At 61.5% G+C, this 18,974-nt stretch carries 16 protein-coding genes; 10 read left to right on the plus strand and 6 right to left on the minus strand.

Annotated features, from left to right (window positions below; genetic code table 11):
- The 3 genes from HX823_RS22935 to HX823_RS22945 form a co-directional block, all read right to left on the minus strand.
- A partial coding sequence (locus HX823_RS22935) for an alpha/beta hydrolase (RefSeq protein WP_177076880.1) occupies window positions 1-921 on the minus strand: 921 nt, incomplete at its 3' end.
- Window positions 922-1,809 (minus strand): neutral zinc metallopeptidase, encoded by an 888-nt coding sequence (locus HX823_RS22940; protein WP_038847567.1) that lies wholly within the window; start codon window positions 1,807-1,809, stop codon window positions 922-924.
- A 155-nt stretch (window positions 1,810-1,964) separates the two neighbouring features.
- Window positions 1,965-2,381, minus strand: a complete 417-nt coding sequence (locus HX823_RS22945) for a lipoprotein (protein ID WP_177076882.1) — start codon at window positions 2,379-2,381, stop codon at window positions 1,965-1,967.
- Window positions 2,382-2,559: 178 nt separating this feature from the next.
- Here HX823_RS22945 and HX823_RS22950 point away from each other — a divergent pair, with 178 nt between their 5' ends.
- A complete protein-coding gene (locus HX823_RS22950; RefSeq protein ID WP_033897907.1) occupies window positions 2,560-3,438 on the plus strand; it encodes a DMT family transporter in 879 nt (292 codons plus the stop codon).
- A 2-nt stretch (window positions 3,439-3,440) separates the two neighbouring features.
- Here the strand turns inward: HX823_RS22950 and HX823_RS22955 are convergent, their stop codons facing one another.
- A complete protein-coding gene (locus tag HX823_RS22955; RefSeq protein WP_016976741.1) occupies window positions 3,441-4,775 on the minus strand; it encodes an MFS transporter in 1,335 nt (444 codons plus the stop codon).
- A gap of 210 nt (window positions 4,776-4,985) precedes the next feature.
- Between HX823_RS22955 and quiC the strand changes: the two genes are divergently transcribed.
- Both quiC and HX823_RS22965 read left to right on the plus strand, forming a co-directional pair.
- Window positions 4,986-6,887, plus strand: coding sequence for a 3-dehydroshikimate dehydratase QuiC (gene quiC, locus HX823_RS22960; RefSeq protein ID WP_177076884.1), 1,902 nt, complete (start codon window positions 4,986-4,988; stop codon window positions 6,885-6,887).
- A 78-nt stretch (window positions 6,888-6,965) separates the two neighbouring features.
- The gene (locus tag HX823_RS22965; RefSeq protein ID WP_028618034.1) at window positions 6,966-7,607 is read left to right on the plus strand and encodes a TetR/AcrR family transcriptional regulator; all 642 of its coding nucleotides are present in this window, start codon (window positions 6,966-6,968) and stop codon (window positions 7,605-7,607) included.
- A 145-nt stretch (window positions 7,608-7,752) separates the two neighbouring features.
- Here the strand turns inward: HX823_RS22965 and HX823_RS22970 are convergent, their stop codons facing one another.
- Window positions 7,753-8,601, minus strand: a complete 849-nt coding sequence (locus HX823_RS22970; protein ID WP_177076886.1) for a shikimate dehydrogenase — start codon at window positions 8,599-8,601, stop codon at window positions 7,753-7,755.
- Entirely contained in the window at window positions 8,598-9,047 is a 450-nt protein-coding gene (gene aroQ / locus HX823_RS22975) for a type II 3-dehydroquinate dehydratase (protein ID WP_010206717.1), read from the minus strand. The genes HX823_RS22970 and aroQ overlap by 4 nt, the downstream gene beginning before the upstream one ends.
- 207 nt (window positions 9,048-9,254) lie before the next feature.
- On the opposite strand from aroQ, the gene HX823_RS22980 reads away from it, so the two are divergent.
- The 7 genes from HX823_RS22980 to HX823_RS23010 all read left to right on the plus strand — a co-directional run bounded on the left by HX823_RS22980 (window position 9,255) and on the right by HX823_RS23010 (window position 18,880).
- Window positions 9,255-9,776 carry an RNA polymerase sigma factor gene (locus tag HX823_RS22980; protein ID WP_028618031.1) on the plus strand — a complete coding sequence of 174 codons (522 nt, stop codon included), beginning with the start codon at window positions 9,255-9,257 and terminating at the stop codon, window positions 9,774-9,776.
- Window positions 9,777-9,839: 63 nt separating this feature from the next.
- A complete protein-coding gene (locus HX823_RS22985; RefSeq protein ID WP_177076888.1) occupies window positions 9,840-10,838 on the plus strand; it encodes a FecR family protein in 999 nt (332 codons plus the stop codon).
- 149 nt (window positions 10,839-10,987) lie between these two features.
- A complete protein-coding gene (locus tag HX823_RS22990) occupies window positions 10,988-13,645 on the plus strand; it encodes a TonB-dependent receptor (protein ID WP_177076890.1) in 2,658 nt (885 codons plus the stop codon).
- An 81-nt stretch (window positions 13,646-13,726) separates the two neighbouring features.
- The gene (locus HX823_RS22995) at window positions 13,727-14,347 is read left to right on the plus strand and encodes a heme acquisition protein HasA (protein WP_033897897.1); all 621 of its coding nucleotides are present in this window, start codon (window positions 13,727-13,729) and stop codon (window positions 14,345-14,347) included.
- 161 nt (window positions 14,348-14,508) lie between these two features.
- The gene (locus HX823_RS23000) at window positions 14,509-16,245 is read left to right on the plus strand and encodes a type I secretion system permease/ATPase (protein ID WP_177076892.1); all 1,737 of its coding nucleotides are present in this window, start codon (window positions 14,509-14,511) and stop codon (window positions 16,243-16,245) included.
- A complete protein-coding gene (locus HX823_RS23005; RefSeq protein ID WP_038847586.1) occupies window positions 16,242-17,567 on the plus strand; it encodes an HlyD family type I secretion periplasmic adaptor subunit in 1,326 nt (441 codons plus the stop codon). The genes HX823_RS23000 and HX823_RS23005 overlap by 4 nt, the downstream gene beginning before the upstream one ends.
- Window positions 17,564-18,880 (plus strand): TolC family outer membrane protein, encoded by a 1,317-nt coding sequence (locus HX823_RS23010; RefSeq protein WP_177076894.1) that lies wholly within the window; start codon window positions 17,564-17,566, stop codon window positions 18,878-18,880. The genes HX823_RS23005 and HX823_RS23010 overlap by 4 nt, the downstream gene beginning before the upstream one ends.
- The last annotated feature ends 94 nt before the right edge of the window (window positions 18,881-18,974 follow it).

Below are 18,974 nucleotides of genomic sequence, written 5' to 3' on the forward strand. Positions count from 1 at the left end.
GTTATGCCCCACCCCCGGCACCTCCACCAACTGATGCCCCAACTGCGGATGCCGCTGCTTGAGGTAGTCAAAATAGTTGTGCCCACGAATCAGGCGATACGCGCCCTGGGTTTCGGCCTCACAGCCTTTGTCCAGCGCATGATGGTTTGGGTCGATGTCCTGTTGGCCCAGCAGGTAGGTGATGTCGCGTGACACATACGCCTGTTCAAGCTGTTCGGCGCTCTGGCCTTGGGCGTAGGCCGGCAGGTTTTGCAGGCCGTATTTCCAGTCGTTGAAACCAGGGCAACTGGCAATGTCGAATTTCACCGGACGCTGCGGGGTGAAGTAGGCGTAGGAGGACGGGTTGGCCACCACGTAACGCAGGCGGATGCCTTCGGTTTGCAGTTTCGGATGGTCGTGGCTGGTGAGGGCAAACCGCTGTACCACCTGGCCACCCCCGGAATGCCCGGCCACCACGATTTCTTTCAACGCAGGGAACAGTTTGCGGTTGCCCAGGTGCTTGATGATCTGGTCGAGGGCGCCGTACGAGCTGATTTGGCCTGGGCCGGTGGACGGCTCGCCGGCCATCCAGCCATTGTCGGTCCAGCGCAGTAGCTGATTGTCCAGATGCTCGTGCCGCGCATCCGACTCAATGAGAAACCTTGGCGCGATCACCAAGGTGTTGGCCGCTTGCCCGGCATCTTGGGCGGCTTTCTCGCCGCTCTCCAGATAGGTCTGCGCATCGCGCAGGCGCCCATGCACGATGATCAACGCACGGGTGACGTTGGGCAGTGGCTGGCGCCAATCCTGGCTCAACCCCAGGCTCAAATCCCCTGCCTTCAGGGGGAAGCGATCGAGATTGGCCTCGTTGACGTTGTGCCCGGCGGCCAAAGCGGAACCGGTGACCAGCAAACCCAGCAGCAATCCCAATCGTTTATTCATCTAAAGGCTCTTGGCGGTAAAAGTGTCGCATTGAGTGATCTGGCCCTGGGCAAAGCCGGTCTTGAACCAGCGAACCCGCTGTGCCGAGGTGCCGTGGGTAAACGAGTCCGGCACGACGCGCCCTTGACCCTGTTGCTGCAACCGGTCATCGCCGATGGCGTTGGCCGCATTCAGTGCTTCTTCAATATCGCCCGGCTCCAGCCAGTTCAGACGCTTTTGCGCACGGTTGGCCCAGACCCCGGCGAAGCAGTCGGCTTGCAGTTCCTGACGCACCAGCAGACCGCCGTCACCCTGCATCTGCCGACCTTGCTGGCGTGCCGCCTGGATCTTCGACGAGATACCCAGCAGCGTCTGCACGTGGTGCCCGACCTCGTGGGCAATCACGTACGCCTGGGCAAAGTCGCCAGCAGCCTGGAAGCGCTGTGACATTTCCCGGAAGAAGTCCAGGTCCAGGTACACCTGCTGGTCCGCCGGGCAATAAAACGGGCCGCTGGCCGAGGTGGCACCCCCGCAGGCGGAATTCACCCGGCCACGGAACAAGATCAGTTTCGGGTTCTTGTACGCCAAGCCGTTTTCCTGGAACACCTGGGCCCAGGTGTCTTCGGTATCGCCCAGCACTGCGCGCACGAAATCCGCTTGTTCATCGTTGGCCGGCGGCGCCTGGCGTGATTGCGTGCTCACTGACGGCGCCTGTTCCATCTGGCCGGTCAACTGGCCGAGGATCTGCAACGGGTCCTGGCCGGTCAGCCAGCCGATGCCGACGATCAGCACAATGGCCGTCAGGCTCAGGCCCTTGCCGCCACCAAAGCGCATGCCGCCACCGCCACCACCACTGTCATCGCGGGCATCCACCACGTTGTCGCTGCGTCGGCCTTTTTTCCATAGCATGGTGAAATCCTCTCGATGAACTGTGGAACAGTGTTGTTGGTGCGTAGGAATGGCGCCAGCCCGGCTGTCCGACAGGAACGAGAGCTGCGTAGTATCGCCGCTCTCGACCCTTGCCGGCAGGGGTGCCAGATGAAACTTGTGTCAGCAAAACCGGGTCAGTCGCGGCAGTAACCTTCGCCGGTATCCACCACCAGGCAATCCTTTTTATCTGCCAGCCATTTCAAACCGGTGGCTTCACCGTTGCCGGCGCTCAGCTGCTGTGGGCCGTCCGGGCGGGTAAAGGCGATGCCGTCTTCGTTCGCCTCCCCTTTGAAGGTGCCGGCGTCGTCGTCATCAAGGCCGTACTTCATGGTCAGCAGGTAGTGACCACGGCCGATGCTGTCGTCCTTGGCGATGGTGAGGTAGAGGCCTTCGACGCCGATCCATTTACCCACCCATTTGTCGGTGGGCGGGGTTTCTGGCACCAACGTGGCTTGTACGGAAGCCGGCGCGGGTTTGGGCGCTTCCTGGGTTTCCTGATTGCAGGCGGTGAGCAGGGCAAGGGCAGAAAGAGCAAAGATAATTTTTTTCATAGCAGCAAGGCCTTGGTTGAAAAGTGTGCAACTGGGCGGTCAACGTGCAGCGTTGGACTCGAAACCGGTGATTTAGTGCGCTGTTCGCACGGTGTTTGGTTATGCTCTTGGGGCAGGCTCCGACCCGGCTGCTAGATTACCGGGTTGAGCTCGACCGCGCGCCACACACGAGAATCCGATGACCGTCAGTACCCCTTTATCCGGCGTCAACCATCCCTTCAAGGGCATTTTGCTGATTGTTTTGGCGACGTTTCTGTTTTCCAGTCACGACGCCTTGTCCAAATACCTCGCGGGGTTCTACCCGATCGTGATGGTGGTGTGGGCGCGTTACCTGGTGCACACCTTGTTGATGGCCGGAATTTTCCTGCCGCAGTCTGGCCTGCGGGTATTGCGTAGCAAGCGACCGGGGATGCAGGTGGTGCGGGCGTTGTGCCTGTTGGGCACCAGTCTGTTTTTTACCGCGGCGCTGCATTACATCCCGCTGGCGGAAGCCACGGCGGTGAACTTCCTGGCGCCGATCCTGGTGACTGCATTGTCAGTGCCGCTGCTCGGTGAGCACGTGACCCGTGGCCAATGGCTGGCGGTGATCTGCGGGTTTGTCGGCGTGCTGATCATCATCCACCCCGGCGGCGAACTGTTCACCCCGGCGGTGTTGCTGCCGCTGTGTTCGGCGTTGTTCTTCTGCTTCTACCAACTGCTCACGCGCATCCTCAGCCAATACGACACGCCCACCACCAGCAACTTCTTTGCCGGCCTGTGCAATACCTTGGTGATGAGTGCGATGGTGCCGTTCTTCTGGCAGGTCCCCACGCTGTGGCATGGCGCATTGATGCTGGCCCTGGGCACTTGCGGGATGACCGCGCACTTGATGCTGACCCAGGCGTTCCGCTTTGCGGCGCCGGCCTTGCTGGCGCCGTTCGGCTATTGCCAGATCGTGTTTGCGGGGTTGTTGGGCTGGCTGGTGTTCAGCCATACCCCCGATGTGACCACAGTGGTCGGCATCGGGGTGATCTGCATGAGCGGGCTGGCCGCTGCCTGGCAGCAGCGGCGTAGGTAGAGTTAGACGTCTACGGTAGGAATCTTGCGTGGCGCCATGAAGTACATCCAGGTCAGCGCAATGAAGTACATCGCCGGGATCAGGGTGAACAACACGGTGTAGTTGTTGTTGGTCACGGTCAGGATGTGGCCGACGATCTGGGTCATGAACATGCCGCCGATGGCCGCGCACATGCCCCCGAAGCCAAACACCGTGCTCATCATGTGCTTGGGCGTGTAGTCCATCACCAGGCTCCAGATGTTCGCGGTCCAGGCCTGGTGCGCGCCGATGGCCAGGGAGATTGCAAACACCGCGACCCACAGTTGGCTGGAGCCGGCCGCCATGATCACGCCGACGATGCAGCAGGCAAACAGCAGCATCGACAGCAACCGCGCCTTGATCGAGTTCATGCCACGACCGATCAGGAACGACGACAGGATCCCGCCACCCACGCTGCCAAAATCCGCCGTCAGGTAGATGATGATCAGCGGAATGCCCATTTGGGTCACGTTGATGCCCAGGTTGTATTGCTGGTTCAGGAACGGCGGCAGCCAGTACAGGTAGAACCAGAACACCGGCGCGGTGAGCGCATAGGCGATGGCGAAGGCCCAGGTGCCGCGCATGCGCAGGATGCGGCTGAACGGTACGCCCGGTTGTTCCGGTTCGACTTGCTGTTGCACGTAGTCCAATTCGGATTGCTTAACGGTCGGATGATCTTCGGGGTTGTAGTACTTCAAGCCCCAGAACACCAGCCAGATCGCGCCAAGCGAGGCCATGCACAGGAACGCCGCCTGCCAGCCCCACACGTGCAGGATCAATGGCAGCAGCATCGGCGTCATCATCGCGCCGACGTTGGTGCCGGCGTTGAAGATACCGGTGGCCACTGCACGTTCACCGGCTGGGAACCACAACCGCGTGGTCTTGACGCAGGCCGGGTAGTTGGCGGCTTCGGTCAGCCCAAGGATAAAGCGGCACACCATAAAGCCGACCGCCGACGTCGCCAGGCCGTGGGCGCCGGTGGCCAGGCTCCACAACAGCACGGCGCAGAAGAACACACGTTTCACGCCCACCCGATCGATCAAACGACCCTGCAGCACAAAACCGATGGCGTAGCCGACCTGGAACCAGAAGTTGATGTTGGCGTAGTCCATCGCCGTCCAGCTCATCTCCTTGGCGAGGATCGGCTGCATGACGCCCAGCGCGGCGCGGTCGATGTAGTTGAGGGTGGTGGCGAAAAACACCAGGGCCAACATGCCCCAGCGCGTTTTGCCCACGGCGAGGGCGCCGCGGATCTTGTCGCCGATGCCGGCGTGCGGGGTGCCGTGGCGCGCGGCCAGGGCGGAGTTTTGCAGAGGCATGAGGTCGTACCCGTTTTTTGAAATTTTTATGGTGTGTTCTGGGTCTGTTACGTCATCGATGGTGCGCAGTGGCTAAAAAATCGTCAATTCGCCAAAGGGGCATAGTGTTCGATAATCGCACCAAAAACTAACTGGTTCGTACATTTTAATTGCTGCGGTTAGGCTAGGGGCGAATAATTTGCCACAAACAACAATTGCCGGGAGTCGCCCATGCAACGTTCCATTGCCACTGTTTCCTTGAGCGGCACCCTGCCGGAAAAGCTCGAAGCCATTGCCGCCGCCGGGTTTGATGGGGTCGAGATCTTTGAGAACGACTTGTTGTATTACGACGGCAGCCCCCGCGAAGTTAGGCAAATGTGCGCCGACCTCGGCATTGCCATCACCTTGTTCCAGCCGTTCCGCGACTTTGAAGGCTGCCGCCGTGACCGCCTGGCGCGCAACCTGGAACGTGCCGAGCGCAAATTCGATTTGATGCAGGAACTGGGCACCGACCTGGTGCTGGTGTGCAGCAATGCCTCGGCCGACAGCGTGGGTGACGAGCGTATTTTGCTGGATGACCTGAGCCTGCTCGCCGAACACGCTGGCCGGCGTGGCCTGCGCATCGGCTACGAAGCGTTGGCCTGGGGCAAGCATGTGAACACCTGGCAGCAGGTGTGGAACCTGGTGCGTCAGGTCGATCACCCCAGCCTCGGCGTATTGCTCGACAGCTTTCACACCCTGTCGCTCAAAGGCGACCCGAGTGGGATTGCCGAGATCCCCGGCGACAAAATCTTCTTCGTGCAAATGGCCGACGCGCCGATCCTGGCCATGGATGTGCTGGAGTGGAGCCGGCATTTCCGCTGCTTCCCCGGCCAAGGCGAATTCGACCTGGCGGGGTTCCTTGCGCCGATCATCAAGAGTGGCTACACCGGGCCGCTGTCCCTGGAGATTTTCAACGATGGCTTCCGCGCCGCGCCGACCCGCGCGAATGCGGCGGATGGCTTGCGCTCCTTGCTGTACCTGGAAGAGAAAACCCGCGAGCGCCTGAAGCAAGAAGCGCCGGCGCAGCCTGTTGAAATTCTGTTCGACACCCCGGCCGCCAGCGAGTACGACGGCATCGAGTTCCTGGAGTTCGCCGTGGATGAAAGCCTCGGCGCCAAGCTGACTCACTGGCTGGAACGCCTGGGGTTCGTCAAGGCCGGGCAGCACCGCTCCAAGAGCGTGAGCCTGTTGCGCCAGGGTGATATCAACCTGATCCTCAATTGCGAACCCTATTCCTTTGCCCACAACTTCTTCGAAGCTCATGGACCGTCGTTGTGCGCCACGGCGATCCGGGTCAAGGACAGCGCCAAGGCCCTGGAACGCGCGGTGGCCTACAAAGGCCAGCCCTATCGCGGGTTGGTCGGGCCCAACGAGCTGGAGTTGGCGGCGGTGCGTGCGCCGGATGGCAGCCTGATTTACCTGGTGGACCAGAGTGAAGGCGGCCTCTACGACACCGACTTCAACCTGCGACCTGCCGCGTCGTCCAGCGGCGGCTTGCTGCGCATCGACCATATGGCCATGGCGTTGCCGGCCGACAGCCTCGACAGTTGGGTGCTGTTCTACAAGAGCCTGCTGGATTTCGAAGCCGACGACGAAGTGGTGCTGCCGGACCCTTACGGTCTGGTAAAAAGCCGTGCCCTGCGCAGCCGTTGCAGTTCGATCCGCCTGCCGCTGAACATCTCCGAGAACCGCAACACCGCGATTTCCCACGCGCTGTCGAGCTATCGTGGCTCGGGCGTGCACCACATTGCCTTCGACTGCGCGGATATTTTCGCTGAGGTGCGCCGTGCCAAAGAGGCCGGTGTGCCGCTGCTGGATATCCCGCTCAACTACTATGACGACCTGGCGGCGCGTTTCGATTTCGATGATGAGTTCCTCAGCGAGTTGGCGTACTACAACGTGCTGTACGACCGCGACGCCCAGGGCGGTGAGTTGTTTCACGTGTACACCGAACCGTTCGAAGGGCGGTTTTTCTTCGAGATCATCCAGCGCAAAAATGGCTATGCCGGCTACGGCGCGGCCAATGTGGCGGTGCGCCTGGCGGCGATGGCCAAATCGCGCAGCGGTGCGGTGCGCCAGGCGCGTTTATAACGGTGGGTCAGGTGCTTTCTTTCAGGCCGCATCGCGGCCCATAATCACGGCCTGCATAACACTGGCCGTGAGCGCACCATGACCACCGAGGCACCTCGCAAGAGTCGTAAGAACAATCCGGAAAAGACCCGCGAAAACATACTCCAGGAAGCCATCGTCGAGTTTGTCCAGCAGGGCCTTTCCGGCGCTCGCGTGGACGCGATCGCCGAGCGTATCCACACGTCCAAGCGCATGATCTATTACTACTTCGGCAGCAAGGAGCAGTTGTACGTCGAAGTGCTGGAGAAGCTCTACGGCGACATCCGCAACACCGAAACCCGCATGAACCTCACGGCGCTGGAGCCGCGCGAGGCGATCCGGCGGCTGGTGGAATTCACCTTTGATCACCATGATCAGAACGTGGACTTCGTGCGCATCGTCAGCATCGAAAATATCCACAATGCCGAGTACGTGAAGCGCACCGACACCATCAAGGCGATGAACAGCAAGATCCTTGAAGGGCTGGGTGAAACCTTGCGCCGGGGGGCCGAGCTGGGCTTGTTCCGGGAAGGGCTGGAGCCGTTGGACGTGCACCTGCTGATCAACTCGTTCAGCTTTTACCGGGTGTCCAACCGCCATACCTTCAGTGAGATTTTTCAGATCGACCTGTCGGATGAGGCGGTTAAACAGCGGCATCGGGACATGATTTGTGAGTCGGTGATGCGTTACTTGCAGGCTTGAGCAAGCGCGGCTCTCAAAATTGAAATGCAATCAATGTGGGAGCGGGCTTGCTCGCGAATGCGGCGGGTCAGGCAACCATGTTGCGACTGATCCACTGCATTCGCGAGCAAGCCCGCTCCCACATTTTTTGATCCGGTTTCGGCAGTTAGGTATTCATGGCCTGGAAATGCGCCAACATACGCTGCGCATCCGGCACTTCCCCACTGAACAGCTCAAACGCCTTCACCGCCTGAAACACCGCCATGTTGCCGCCATCCAAGGTACGGCAACCCAAGGCGCGGGCATCGCGCAGCAGTTCGGTTTCCAGCGGGAAATACACGATCTCCGCCACCCACAATTCAGCGCGTAGCCAGGTGGCCGGAACGGGTGTGCCCGGCAGCTTGGCCATGCCCATCGGTGTGGTGTTGACCAAGCCATCGGCCTCGGCCAGGGCATTTTCCAGTTGGCTGCCCACTTGGGCCCGACCGGCGCCGAAACGCTGGGCGAGGTTATCCACCAGGTCGCGGGCGCGGCTGGCGTCCACATCGAAAATACTCAACTGCTGCACACCTTCCGCCAACAGCGCATGCGCCACCGCCGCGCCCGCACCGCCGGCACCCATCTGCACCACGCGTTGGCGTGCCACATCCTTCAGGTTGCGCCGAAAGCCTTCGGCGAACCCCAGGCAATCGGTGTTGTGGCCGATGCGCTTGCCGTCCTTGAACACCACGGTGTTGACCGCGCCAATGCCGCGGGCCTCGTCGGACAGTTCATCGAGCAGCGGTAGGATTGCCTGCTTGCACGGGTAGGTAATGTTCAGGCCGGTGAAGTGCATCAGCTCGGCGGCGTCGAGCAGGTCGGGCAGGGCGTTGGTGTCCAGGTGCAGGGGCTCAAGGTCGATCAGGTGATACAGGTAGCGCAGGCCTTGGGCATCGCCTTCCTGTTCGTGCAGGGCGGGCGTGCGGGAAGCCTGGATGCCGGCGCCAATCAGGCCGGCGAGGATGCGCGGTTTCATCGGGCCGACCCTTTGAGCAACTGGCTGAAATGTTCCAGGGCCAGGTGATAGCCGTGGCTGCCGAAACCTGCGAGGACAGCCTTGGCAATCGGCGACACAAACGAGTGATGCCGGAACGCTTCGCGGGCATGCACATTGGAAAGATGCACTTCGATCACCGGCACTTCACTGGCCACCAGCGCGTCGCGAATCGCCACGGAGGTGTGGGTCCAGGCCGCCGGGTTGATCACGATGCCGGCGCAACGGGCGCGGGCGCCGTGGATCCAGTCGAGCAATTCGCCTTCGTGGTTGGTCTGGCGAAATTCGATTTTCAGCCCGAGTTGTTCGGCGCTGCGGCCACACAGGGCGGCAACATCGGCCAGGGTTTCATGACCGTAGGTGGCGGGCTCGCGGGTGCCGAGCAGGTTGAGATTGGGGCCGTTGAGCACCAGCACGATAGGCGGCATTGGGAGTATCTCCACAGTTCTTGTTAGTTGTGCAGATAAAATGTACTGGTTAGTTAATTTGGTCAATTGATGGCGGCGGATGTGTTCGATTATCGAACTGTTAATCCGACCTTTCGCACGAGCGGATCAGATTAGATATCAATTGAAAATCATTCTCGACAACGCTTAATATGCCCGCCTGTTTCCTTTACATTCCAGGGAGTCGGTTTGTCGGACGTGGATCTCAAAGGCCTGTTTCTCAAGCATGCCGATACCCTGCGCGGGTATCTGGCGCGCAAGGTACGGGACCCGCAGTTGGCCGCAGACCTGGTGCAGGAGAGTTTCCTGCGCCTGGCCGAAAAGCCCGCCGGCGAGCGCATCGACAACTCCCAGGGCTATCTCTATCGAACGGCGAGCAATCTGCTGATCGACCATATTCGCCAGGAAGCGCGGCGCAAGACAGACTCCGTGCCCCATGAGGCGCTGGCCGAGATTGAAGATGAAGTGGCCGGGTTGGAGGCTCAGGCAATGGCGCAGCAACAGCGACAGGCATTGAAGCAGGCACTGGCGGAGTTGCCGGAACGCACCCAGCAGATTTTCCGCCTCAATCGTATCGAAGGCATGACCCACGCCCAGGTCGCCCGCCACCTGGACATCTCCGACAGCTCCGTACAAAAGCACCTGGCCAAGGCGTTGGCCTACGTGATGCAGCGCTTGCAGGACGGCGAAGTGGCGCCATCCGACGAATGAGTTACCGAAATTCGCCACGTCAGACGTCACAGCGTTACATAACGAAAAATTCGAGATTCACACGTGAATAGCCAGGGTCCGCAACAGCACAGCATTACCGAGGCGGCCGCCGAATGGGCGGTGCGCCTGCACGCCGGTGCCCTGACCGAACAGGAGCAGGCCGAGCTGCAGCATTGGATCGCCTGCGACAGCCGCCATGAAGCGGCCTTGCGTTTTGCCGAACAGACCTGGGCGGCGTTGGGCGATGTGTACAAGGACGAGCCCGTGCACCGCCAGCGTCCGTCAGCGGCAACGATGCCCGTGCGCCGCTCCAGGCGGCGAAGCCCATGGCAACGCGCGGCCGCCGTCGCATTGGTCGTGATCGTGGCCGGTGTTGGCTGGGTGCGCGGGCCGGACGTGTTGCTGCGCGTGCAAGCCGATTACATCACCGCGAAAGGCGAGGTGCGCACCGTGCACCTGGCCGACGGCAGCAAGGTCGAGCTGGATTCCGCCAGTGCCATCCGCCTGGACTACGACGGTGTGCAACGGCGCATCAGCCTGCTCCAAGGCTCGGCAATTTTTGACGTGGCGCCGATGGTCGGTGAGGAAACCCGGCCGTTTGTGGTGCAAAGTGCCGGCGGCCAGACCCGCGCGCTGGGCACGCGGTTTGTGGTAGAGCGCGAAGACGACAGTCAGGCGTGGGTTGGCGTGCTGGAACACAGTGTCGAGGTGTCCCTGAACGCGACGCCGAAAAAGGGCCCGTCCGACAGGGTGATCCAGGAAGGCCTGGCCGTACGCTACAGCCCTCAGCAAGGCATCGTGCCCTTGGACCAACTCGATGTTGCGCGCGCCACCAGCTGGCGGCGCGGTGTGTTGATCTTTGATCGCCAGCCGTTGGCCACTGTCATCCAACAGCTCAACCGCTACCGTCCCGGGCGCGTGGTGTTGACCGACTCGGCCCTCGGTGAGCGTGAAGTCAGCGGCGTGTTCCGCCTCGACATGCTCGACACTGCCCTTGCCACGCTCACCCAGGAACTCCAGGTGCAACGCCTGGACCTGGCTGGCCTCAGCCTGATCTATTGATGACCCGGTGGGGGCCTGCTCCCACCGCCTGAAATCCCCCTTCCTGAAAAACTTTCAAAAAATCTTACTGACTTCCTGCGCGTCGCACGTCTTGCTAGGTGAGAAGCATTCGCATAAACAAAAAACGCTCAGCGCAGGGAACAACAGAAATGTCAGCACTCAACAAGGGGCGTATCACCGTTAGCCGGTTAGCCCTGGCCATCCACTTGGGCCTGTTCGCCGTTGCGGCCCCGGTGTACGCCGCGCAACCCCAGGTGAAGGCTGCACAGCCAGCTGTGTTGATGATTGATATCCCTGCGCAATCCCTGGGCAGTGCCGTGCTGGCGTTTGCCGACCAAGCCGGCCTGCAAGTGCTGTTCGACAGCCAGCGCCTGGAAGGTCTGCAGAGTACGGCGGTGAAAGGGCAGTACAGCGTGCAGGAAGGCTTGGCGCGGTTGCTGGGCAACGCCCCGGTGGAGTACCGCTTCAACGGCGAGCGTCAGGTCACCCTGACCCGCGTTGAGCAGAGCGGCGCCGCTTTGGCGCTGGGCACCACCACGATCACCGGCCTGCACCCCAACGATTGGGTGTACTCGTCGCCCCGCTCGGTGAGTGTGGTCGGGCGCGAGCAACTGGATCGCAACCCGCCCCGGCATGCCGCTGAAATGCTGGAGGAGGCGCCGGGCGTCTACTCGGCGGTCAGCCAGCAAGACCCCGGTTTGTCGGTGAATATTCGCGGCATCCAGGACTACGGCCGGGTAAACATGTCGGTGGACGGCATGCGTCAGAACTATCAACAAAGTGGCCACCAGCAACGCAATGGCACGCTGTATGTCGACCCGGAGTTGCTGTCTGAAGTGGTGATCGAAAAGGGCGCCACTTCCACGATGGGTGGGGCAGGAGTGATCGGCGGGGTCGCCAACTTTCGTACCGTGGAAGCGGCCGACCTGCTCAAGGACGGCAAGGAAGTCGGCGGGCGTATCCGCTTGACCACGGGCTTGGGCGGGCGCAGCAACGGCACGCACTTTATCGGCAGCTCGGCGTTTGCGGTGGGCACCGACGTGTGGGACATGTTGGTGGCGGCCAGTGAGCGTCACCTCGGTGACTATAAGCCCGGCACCCAGGGCAGCATTGGCGAGTTGCGCACTGGCAGTTCCTTCCTGCCGGCCAGTGAAGACCGGATCAAGAACTCCACTGTGGAATACACCGGTTCGGTGATGCGCTCGCGACTGCTCAAGCTAGGCCTCAACCTGCCGGTGGATCAGCGCCTTCAACTGAGCTACCTGACCACCGAAGTCGGCTATGACGACGTCAACATGATGACCGCCGAAAAAGCCCAGCTCTGGGAGAAACTCGGCAGCAGTGACGTCACGGCACAGAACTTCGCGCTGGACTACAGCTACACGCCGGACAACCCGCTGATCGATTTCAAGGCCAAGCTTTATTACGTCGATACCCGCAACGATCAGTCCACGCTGACCCGTGGCAGCAGCAAGGGTTACGAGGTCACCTACCAGACCAACACCTATGGTTTCCAGGCACAGAACACTTCGACCTTTGCCTTGAGCGAACTGTCCGTGATCAAGGCCAACTATGGCCTGGAGTTTTTCTACGACAAAGTCCGCCCGGACTCCAACCAGATGGTGGCCGCCGACTCGGCCGTCACCGCCTCGGCGGCGGAAAGCATCACGCCCAAAGGTGACCGGGCGATGGGTAGCCTGTTCGCGCGCCTGGATTTCGACTACGACAACTGGCTGAACCTCAACGCCGGGTTGCGCTACGACCGCTATCGACTGCGGGGCGAAACCGGTTTGAACACGCGTACGTTCATCATTGGCACCACCCGGCAAGTGGGCTTGCCCATGACCTATGACGTGGATCGGGAAGAGGGGCATTTCTCGCCGACCTTTGGCCTGTCGATCAAGCCGGGCGTGGATTGGCTTCAACTCTTCGCCACCTACGGCAAGGGCTGGCGCCCGCCGGCAGTCACCGAAACGCTGGTGAGTGGCCGGCCACATGGCGGGGGCTCGGAGTCGATTTTCCCCAACCCCTACTTGAAGCCTGAGACGTCCACGTCCTGGGAGGTTGGCTTCAATGTGTTGAAGGAGGACCTGCTGTTCTCCGAAGACCGCGTGGGCATGAAAGTGTCCTACTTCAACACCCGTGTGGACGACTTTTCCTATATGGCCCTGGGCGTGCAGCCGCCAGGTTATGGCATCGCCAATATCGGTAATGCGGCGTATGTGAACAACCTGGAGACCACGCGTTTTCGCGGCCTGGAATACCAGCTGGATTACGACGCCGGGTTCGCCTACGGCCAGTTCAACTACACACGCATGCTCGGCAGCAATAAGTTCTGCAGCAAGACCGCATGGTTGGGCGGTGTGACCAAGATCCAGAAAGGGCCGGGTAGCCGGGCGCCGGTAGACGCGATGGTGCCGGATGACGTGGCCAATGCGGGGCAGAGTTGCAGCGCGATCCTGGGCTCCTCAGAGCACATGCCGATGGATCGCGGCACCGCGACGCTGGGCGCGCGCTTCCTTGAGCGCAAGTTGGATGTGGGCGTTCGCGCCCGTTACAGCGGTGGTTACTACGTCAAGGGCGGCGTCGGCGTGACCACTTCGCAAACCGGTGTGTACCCGGCCGACTGGAAGCCCTACACCGTCTATGACCTCTACAGCAGCTACCGCGCCACCGACCAGTTGACCCTGCGCCTGGCCATGGAAAACGTCACCGACCGCGCCTATCTGGTGCCGCTGGGCGACGTGTTGGCCTTCACCCTGGGGCGTGGGCGCACGTTGCAAGGCACCGTTGAATATCAGTTCTGACCGATTTTGCCCAGTGACGGGCAAAACCACAGCAGGCAGTGGCTTGCTGTGGAGATACCACCCCATGACTTGGAGTTTTGCATGAGCATTTCTATTTCATACAGCACGACCTACGCCACTAACACCGTTGCCGAGTACCTGAGCGACTGGTCGGCTTACTTTGGTGACCTGAACCACCGTGAAGGGTCGGTCAAGGAGGGTTCGAACACCGGTGGTTTCAATCCTGGCCCGTTCGATGGCACCCAATACGGTGTGTCGAGCACTGAAAGCAACGCGGCTGTGGTGGCTAATGGTGACCTGCATTACACCTTGTTCAACCCGCCGTCGCACACCTTGTGGGGTTCGATCGACTCCCTGAACCTGGGCACTATCCTGACCGGCGGCGGGGCCGGCGGTAGCTACAGCCTCGCCGAGCAGGAAGTCAGCTTCGCCAACCTGGGCCTGTCGAGCCTGCAATCCGAAGGCCGTGATGGCCAGGTGCACAAAATCGTATACGGCCTGATGAGTGGCGACAGCTCGGCACTGGCTTCGGCGATCGACTCCCTGCTCAAGGACATCGACCCAAGCCTGTCGATCAACTCGACGTTCGACCAACTGGCGGCTGCCGGTGTGGCTCATGTGGACTCGGCTTCGGTCGCAGCGTCCGACGTTGCCCTGGTGGGCGTGCAAGACGTGCCGCAGGACTTCGCCCTGGCCGCTTAAGCAAAAAAGCGAATGGAAGATCGCTCTCCCATTCGCCGTTTTACACACCGCTGTCGCCAAGCCTTCTAACTCTTCAGCGACGGCGGTGCCGAATTCTGCGCAGCGTCGCTTTGCCTGTCAACGCGGCGGCGCTGCCCGCTCAACCCCATGAGAACCCCCAGATGCGCCACGTCGGCAACGAAACCTTGGCCGCCCTCAAGGCCTATAAAAGTGGCTTCTTCAACATCGGCCTGTTCTCGGCGGTGATCAACCTGCTGATGCTCGCCCCGGCGCTGTACATGCTGCAGGTGTACGACCGGGTGCTGGCCTCGGGCAATCAGATGACCCTGTTGATGCTGACGCTGATGATCCTCGGCCTGTTCGGCCTGATGGGCGCGTTGGAATGGGTGCGCAGCCAGGTGGTGATCCGCCTCGGTACGCAGATGGATATGCGCTTGAACCAACGGGTGTACGACGCCGCGTTTGAAGCGCAACTCAAGGGCGGTACCCAAGCGGCGGGCCAGGCGCTGCATGACCTGACCACGCTGCGTCAGTTCGCCACCGGCCAGGCGTTGTTCGCGTTCTTTGATGCGCCGTGGTTTCCGGTGTACCTGCTGGTGATTTTCCTGTTCCACCCCTGGCTCGGTCTGTTGGCGCTGGTCGGCGCGCTGTTGTTGATTGTGCTGGCGTGGGTCAACCATCACGTCAGTCAGGCGCCGATGGCCCTGGCCAGCCAACTGTCCATCAGCGCCAGCCAGCAGGCCACGGCCAACCTGCGCAATGCCGACACCATCGAAGCCATGGGCATGCTCGCCACCTTGCGTGCGCGTTGGTTTGGCCAGCATCAGGCGTTTTTGGCGCAGCAGAACCTGGCCAGTGAAAAGACCGCGACCGTTACCGCCTGGTCCAAGGGCGTGCGTCTGGCGCTGCAATCCCTGGTGCTGGGCCTGGGCGCCTTGCTGGCGGTGCAAGGCGAGATCACGCCGGGCATGATGATTGCCGGCTCGATCCTGATGGGCCGCGTGCTGAGCCCCATCGACCAATTGATCGGCGTGTGGAAACAGTGGGGTTCGGCGCGCCTGGCCTTTGATCGGTTGTCGCAGATGCTGGAGGCCAATCCCGCGCGTCCGCAGCGTATGACGCTGCCGGTGCCCAAAGGCCAATTGAGCGTCGAACAGATCAGCGCCTGTGCCCCCGGCAGCCGTCGGCCCGCGTTGGCCAATCTGGGTTTCAACCTGGCAGCCGGGGAAGTCCTGGGCGTGATCGGGCCGTCGGGCTGCGGCAAATCCACCCTCGCTCGGATACTGGTGGGCGCCTGGGCGCCCCTGACCGGCAAGGTGCGGCTGGATGGCGCCGACTTGGCCTTATGGGACAAGCAGCAGTTGGGCCCGCACATCGGTTACCTGCCGCAAGACATCCAGCTGTTCGCCGGCAGCATCGCGCAAAACATCGCGCGGTTTGCTGAGGTCGACGCGGATAAAGTCCTCGCGGCTGCACAAATGGCCGGCGTGCATGAGCTGATCCTGCAATTGCCCCAGGGCTACGACACGCAATTGGGGGAGGGCGGCAGCGGGCTTTCCGGTGGCCAGAAGCAACGCGTTGCGCTGGCCCGCGCGCTGTACGGCCTGCCCGCGCTGATTGTGTTGGACGAACCCAACGCCAACCTCGATGAAGTCGGCGAGCAGGCTTTGCTCCAAGCGATCACCCAGCTCAAGCAGCAGCGCCGAACAGTGATCCTGATCACCCACAAACCCAACGTGCTGACCCTGACTGACCAGTTGCTGATCCTCAAGGAAGGTCAGCTGCAGGCCTTTGGGCCGACGGCGCGTGTGCTGGAGGCACGGCAGAAACCGGCAGCGCCCAAACCGGTATCGACCATGAGCATGAGTTACCGCCTCGGTGAAGGAAAACAGGCATGAACCAGAGCAAACCTGTATTGATCAGCGATGCGCCCAATAATGTGCTGGCGCTGGATGACAAAAAGTACTCGCGCCTGGGATGGCTGTTGGTACTCGGCGGTTTTGCTGGCTTCCTCGGATGGGCGGCTTTGGCGCCACTCGATAAGGGCGTGGCCGTGCCGGGCAAGGTCATGGTCTCGGGCCATCGCAAGACCGTGCAGCACCCGGCCGGGGGTATCGTCGAGCGTATCGACGTGCGCGACGGTGACGTGGTGAGCGCCGGTCAAGTGTTGTTGCGCTTGAAGGAAACCCCGTTGCGCGGGCAGATGCAGTCCCTGCGCAGCCAGTACCTGGCGTCCCTGGCCAGCGAGGCGCGCTTGAGTGCTGAAAGCGAAGGGTTGGCGGCGATCACCTTCAACGCTGAATTGCTTAACGATCCGCAGGCGGCGGGCACCTTGAGCCTGCAACGGCAGTTGTTCAATAGCCGCGCCCAGGCACTGGCCACCGAGCAACAAGGCCTGCGCGAAACCATCGCCGGGGCCGAGGCGCAACTGCGCGGTACACGGGATTCGCAAGCGAGCAAGGTCCAGCAGCGCGCAGCGTTGAACGAGCAGTTGCAAGGCCTGCGCGAGTTGGCGCGTGAAGGTTATATCCCACGCAACCGCCTGCTCGACAGCGAGCGACTGTACTCTCAGATCGACGGCGCCATCGCCGAGGACTACGGTCGCATCGGCCAACTGCAACGCCAGGTGATGGAACTGCGCCTGCGCATCCGCCAGCTCGGCGAAGACTTCCAGAAAGACCTGCGCGGCCAGTTGGCCGAGACCCGCACCCGCAGCGACGACCTTCGCAATCGCCTGGCGTCGGCCGAGTTCGAATTGGCGAACAGCCTGGTGCGTGCGCCCGCAAGCGGCGTGGTGGTGGGGTTGGACGTGTACACCGAAGGCGGCGTGATCAAGCCCGGCCAGCCGTTGATGGACATCGTGCCCCAGGGCGAGCCCTTGCTGGTGGAGGCGCGGGTGCCGGTGCAGATGGTCGACAAGGTGCATCCCGGCCTGCCGGTGGAACTGATGTTCTCGGCCTTCAACCAATCCACCACGCCACGGGTGGCCGGTGAGGTGACGTTGGTCTCGGCGGACCGTCAGGTCGATGAACGCACCGATGAGCCCTATTACACGCTGCGTGCCCAGGTGAGCGCGGCCGGCATGCAGCAACTGGACGGTGTGCAGATCCGCCCAGGCATGCCGGTGGAAACCTTCGTCAAGACCGGGGAGCGCTCGATGCTCAACTACCTGTTCAAACCCCTGATGGATCGCACCCATATGGCCCTGGTGGAAGAATGAAGGCGCTGGTGTTTACCCTGTGTTTCGGTTGTACCTCGGCGGCACACGCCCTGGGTTTGCTGGATGCCTACGACTTGGCCTTGCGCAATGATCCGACGTTTCAGGCTGCCATCCAGGAGCGTGAAGGCGGTGAAGAAAACCGCGCGATCGGCCGTGCGGCGTTGTTGCCGAATTTGTCGTGGAGCTATAACAACTCGCGCAACGAGTCCGAAGTAACGGCGGGTGATGTCAAAAGCGACCGTGATTACCGCAGCTATGCGTCGACCCTGACCTTGCAGCAGCCGCTGCTGGATTACGAAGCCTATGCGCGTTTTCGCCAGGGCACCGCTCAGGCATTGATGGCTGATGAACGCTTTCGCGGCAAGAGCCAGGAACTGGCGGTGCGGGTACTCAATGCCTACAGCCAGGCGTTGTTGGCCCAGGAACGCATCGAGCTGAGCCGTGCACAGAAGCGTGCGTATGCCGAGCGCTTGCAACTCAATGATCGTCTTCTAAAAGGCGGTGAAGGCACACGCACCGATGTGCTGGAAACCCAGGCGCGCCTGAGCCTGGCCCAGGCCGAAGAAATCGAATCGCAAGACGCCCAGGACAGCGCCTTGCGCGAGCTGGAAGCCATCGTCGGCCAACCGTTGCAGATCGAAGAACTGGCGCCGCTGACGCGCCAATTCGAGATTGCGCCCCTGGAGCCCAATCGTTTCGAAGCTTGGCGCGAGATGGCCATGGCCAACAACCCGGAGCTCAAATCCCAGCACCATGCCCTGGACGTGGCCTCCTATGAAGTGGAACGCAAACGCGCAGGCCACCTGCCCAAGGTCAGCCTGTACGCCACCAGCCGCCAGACCAACTCCGACTCGGAAAGTAGCTACAACCAGAAGTACGACACCAATACCGTCGGCATCCAGGTCAGTTTGCCGCTGTTTGCCGGTGGTGGTGTGTCGGCGTCGACCCGCCAGGCGGCGAACCAGCTGTCCCAGGCCCAATACGAGCTGGACGCGCAAACCTCGGCCACGCTGGTGGAGTTGCGCAAACAGTTCAACCTCAACACCAGTGGCGCGGCGAAAGTGCGTGCTTATGAAATGGCCGTCAGCTCTGCCACGGCTTTAGTCGCTGCGACGAAAAAGAGTGTGGCCGGCGGTGAGCGGGTCAACCTCGACGTGCTCGACGCCGAACAGCAACTCTTCACCGCCCGCCGTGATTTGGCGAATGCGCGACATGCGTATCTGCTGGCAAGGATTCAGCTGAAGTATTACGCGGGGTTGCTGAGCGAGCAGGACTTGCGGGCCTTGGCGGGGTATTTCCAGCCCTCGGCATGAGTGGTTACAACCCGGCATTCGCCGGGTTTTTTGTGCTTACTAATCTGTGAATCAGCTCTGGGAAATGGAGCCGGTTGTCGGGTGACAAGGGAAA

It is taken from the genome of Pseudomonas sp. P7759 (assembly GCF_013386445.1).
In the GTDB taxonomy this organism is placed as follows: Bacteria; Pseudomonadota; Gammaproteobacteria; order Pseudomonadales; family Pseudomonadaceae; genus Aquipseudomonas; species Aquipseudomonas azotoformans_A.

Coding starts and splice junctions, on each gene's coding strand:
- HX823_RS22940 (WP_038847567.1), bottom strand. CDS start 1,809: ATGCTATGGAAAAAAGGCCGACGCAGCGACAACGTGGTGGATGCCCGC.
- HX823_RS22945 (WP_177076882.1), bottom strand. CDS start 2,381: ATGAAAAAAATTATCTTTGCTCTTTCTGCCCTTGCCCTGCTCACCGCC.
- HX823_RS22950 (WP_033897907.1), top strand. CDS start 2,560: ATGACCGTCAGTACCCCTTTATCCGGCGTCAACCATCCCTTCAAGGGC.
- HX823_RS22955 (WP_016976741.1), bottom strand. CDS start 4,775: ATGCCTCTGCAAAACTCCGCCCTGGCCGCGCGCCACGGCACCCCGCAC.
- quiC (WP_177076884.1), top strand. CDS start 4,986: ATGCAACGTTCCATTGCCACTGTTTCCTTGAGCGGCACCCTGCCGGAA.
- HX823_RS22965 (WP_028618034.1), top strand. CDS start 6,966: ATGACCACCGAGGCACCTCGCAAGAGTCGTAAGAACAATCCGGAAAAG.
- HX823_RS22970 (WP_177076886.1), bottom strand. CDS start 8,601: ATGAAACCGCGCATCCTCGCCGGCCTGATTGGCGCCGGCATCCAGGCT.
- aroQ (WP_010206717.1), bottom strand. CDS start 9,047: ATGCCGCCTATCGTGCTGGTGCTCAACGGCCCCAATCTCAACCTGCTC.
- HX823_RS22990 (WP_177076890.1), top strand. CDS start 10,988: ATGTCAGCACTCAACAAGGGGCGTATCACCGTTAGCCGGTTAGCCCTG.
- HX823_RS22995 (WP_033897897.1), top strand. CDS start 13,727: ATGAGCATTTCTATTTCATACAGCACGACCTACGCCACTAACACCGTT.
- HX823_RS23000 (WP_177076892.1), top strand. CDS start 14,509: ATGCGCCACGTCGGCAACGAAACCTTGGCCGCCCTCAAGGCCTATAAA.
- HX823_RS23005 (WP_038847586.1), top strand. CDS start 16,242: ATGAACCAGAGCAAACCTGTATTGATCAGCGATGCGCCCAATAATGTG.
- HX823_RS23010 (WP_177076894.1), top strand. CDS start 17,564: ATGAAGGCGCTGGTGTTTACCCTGTGTTTCGGTTGTACCTCGGCGGCA.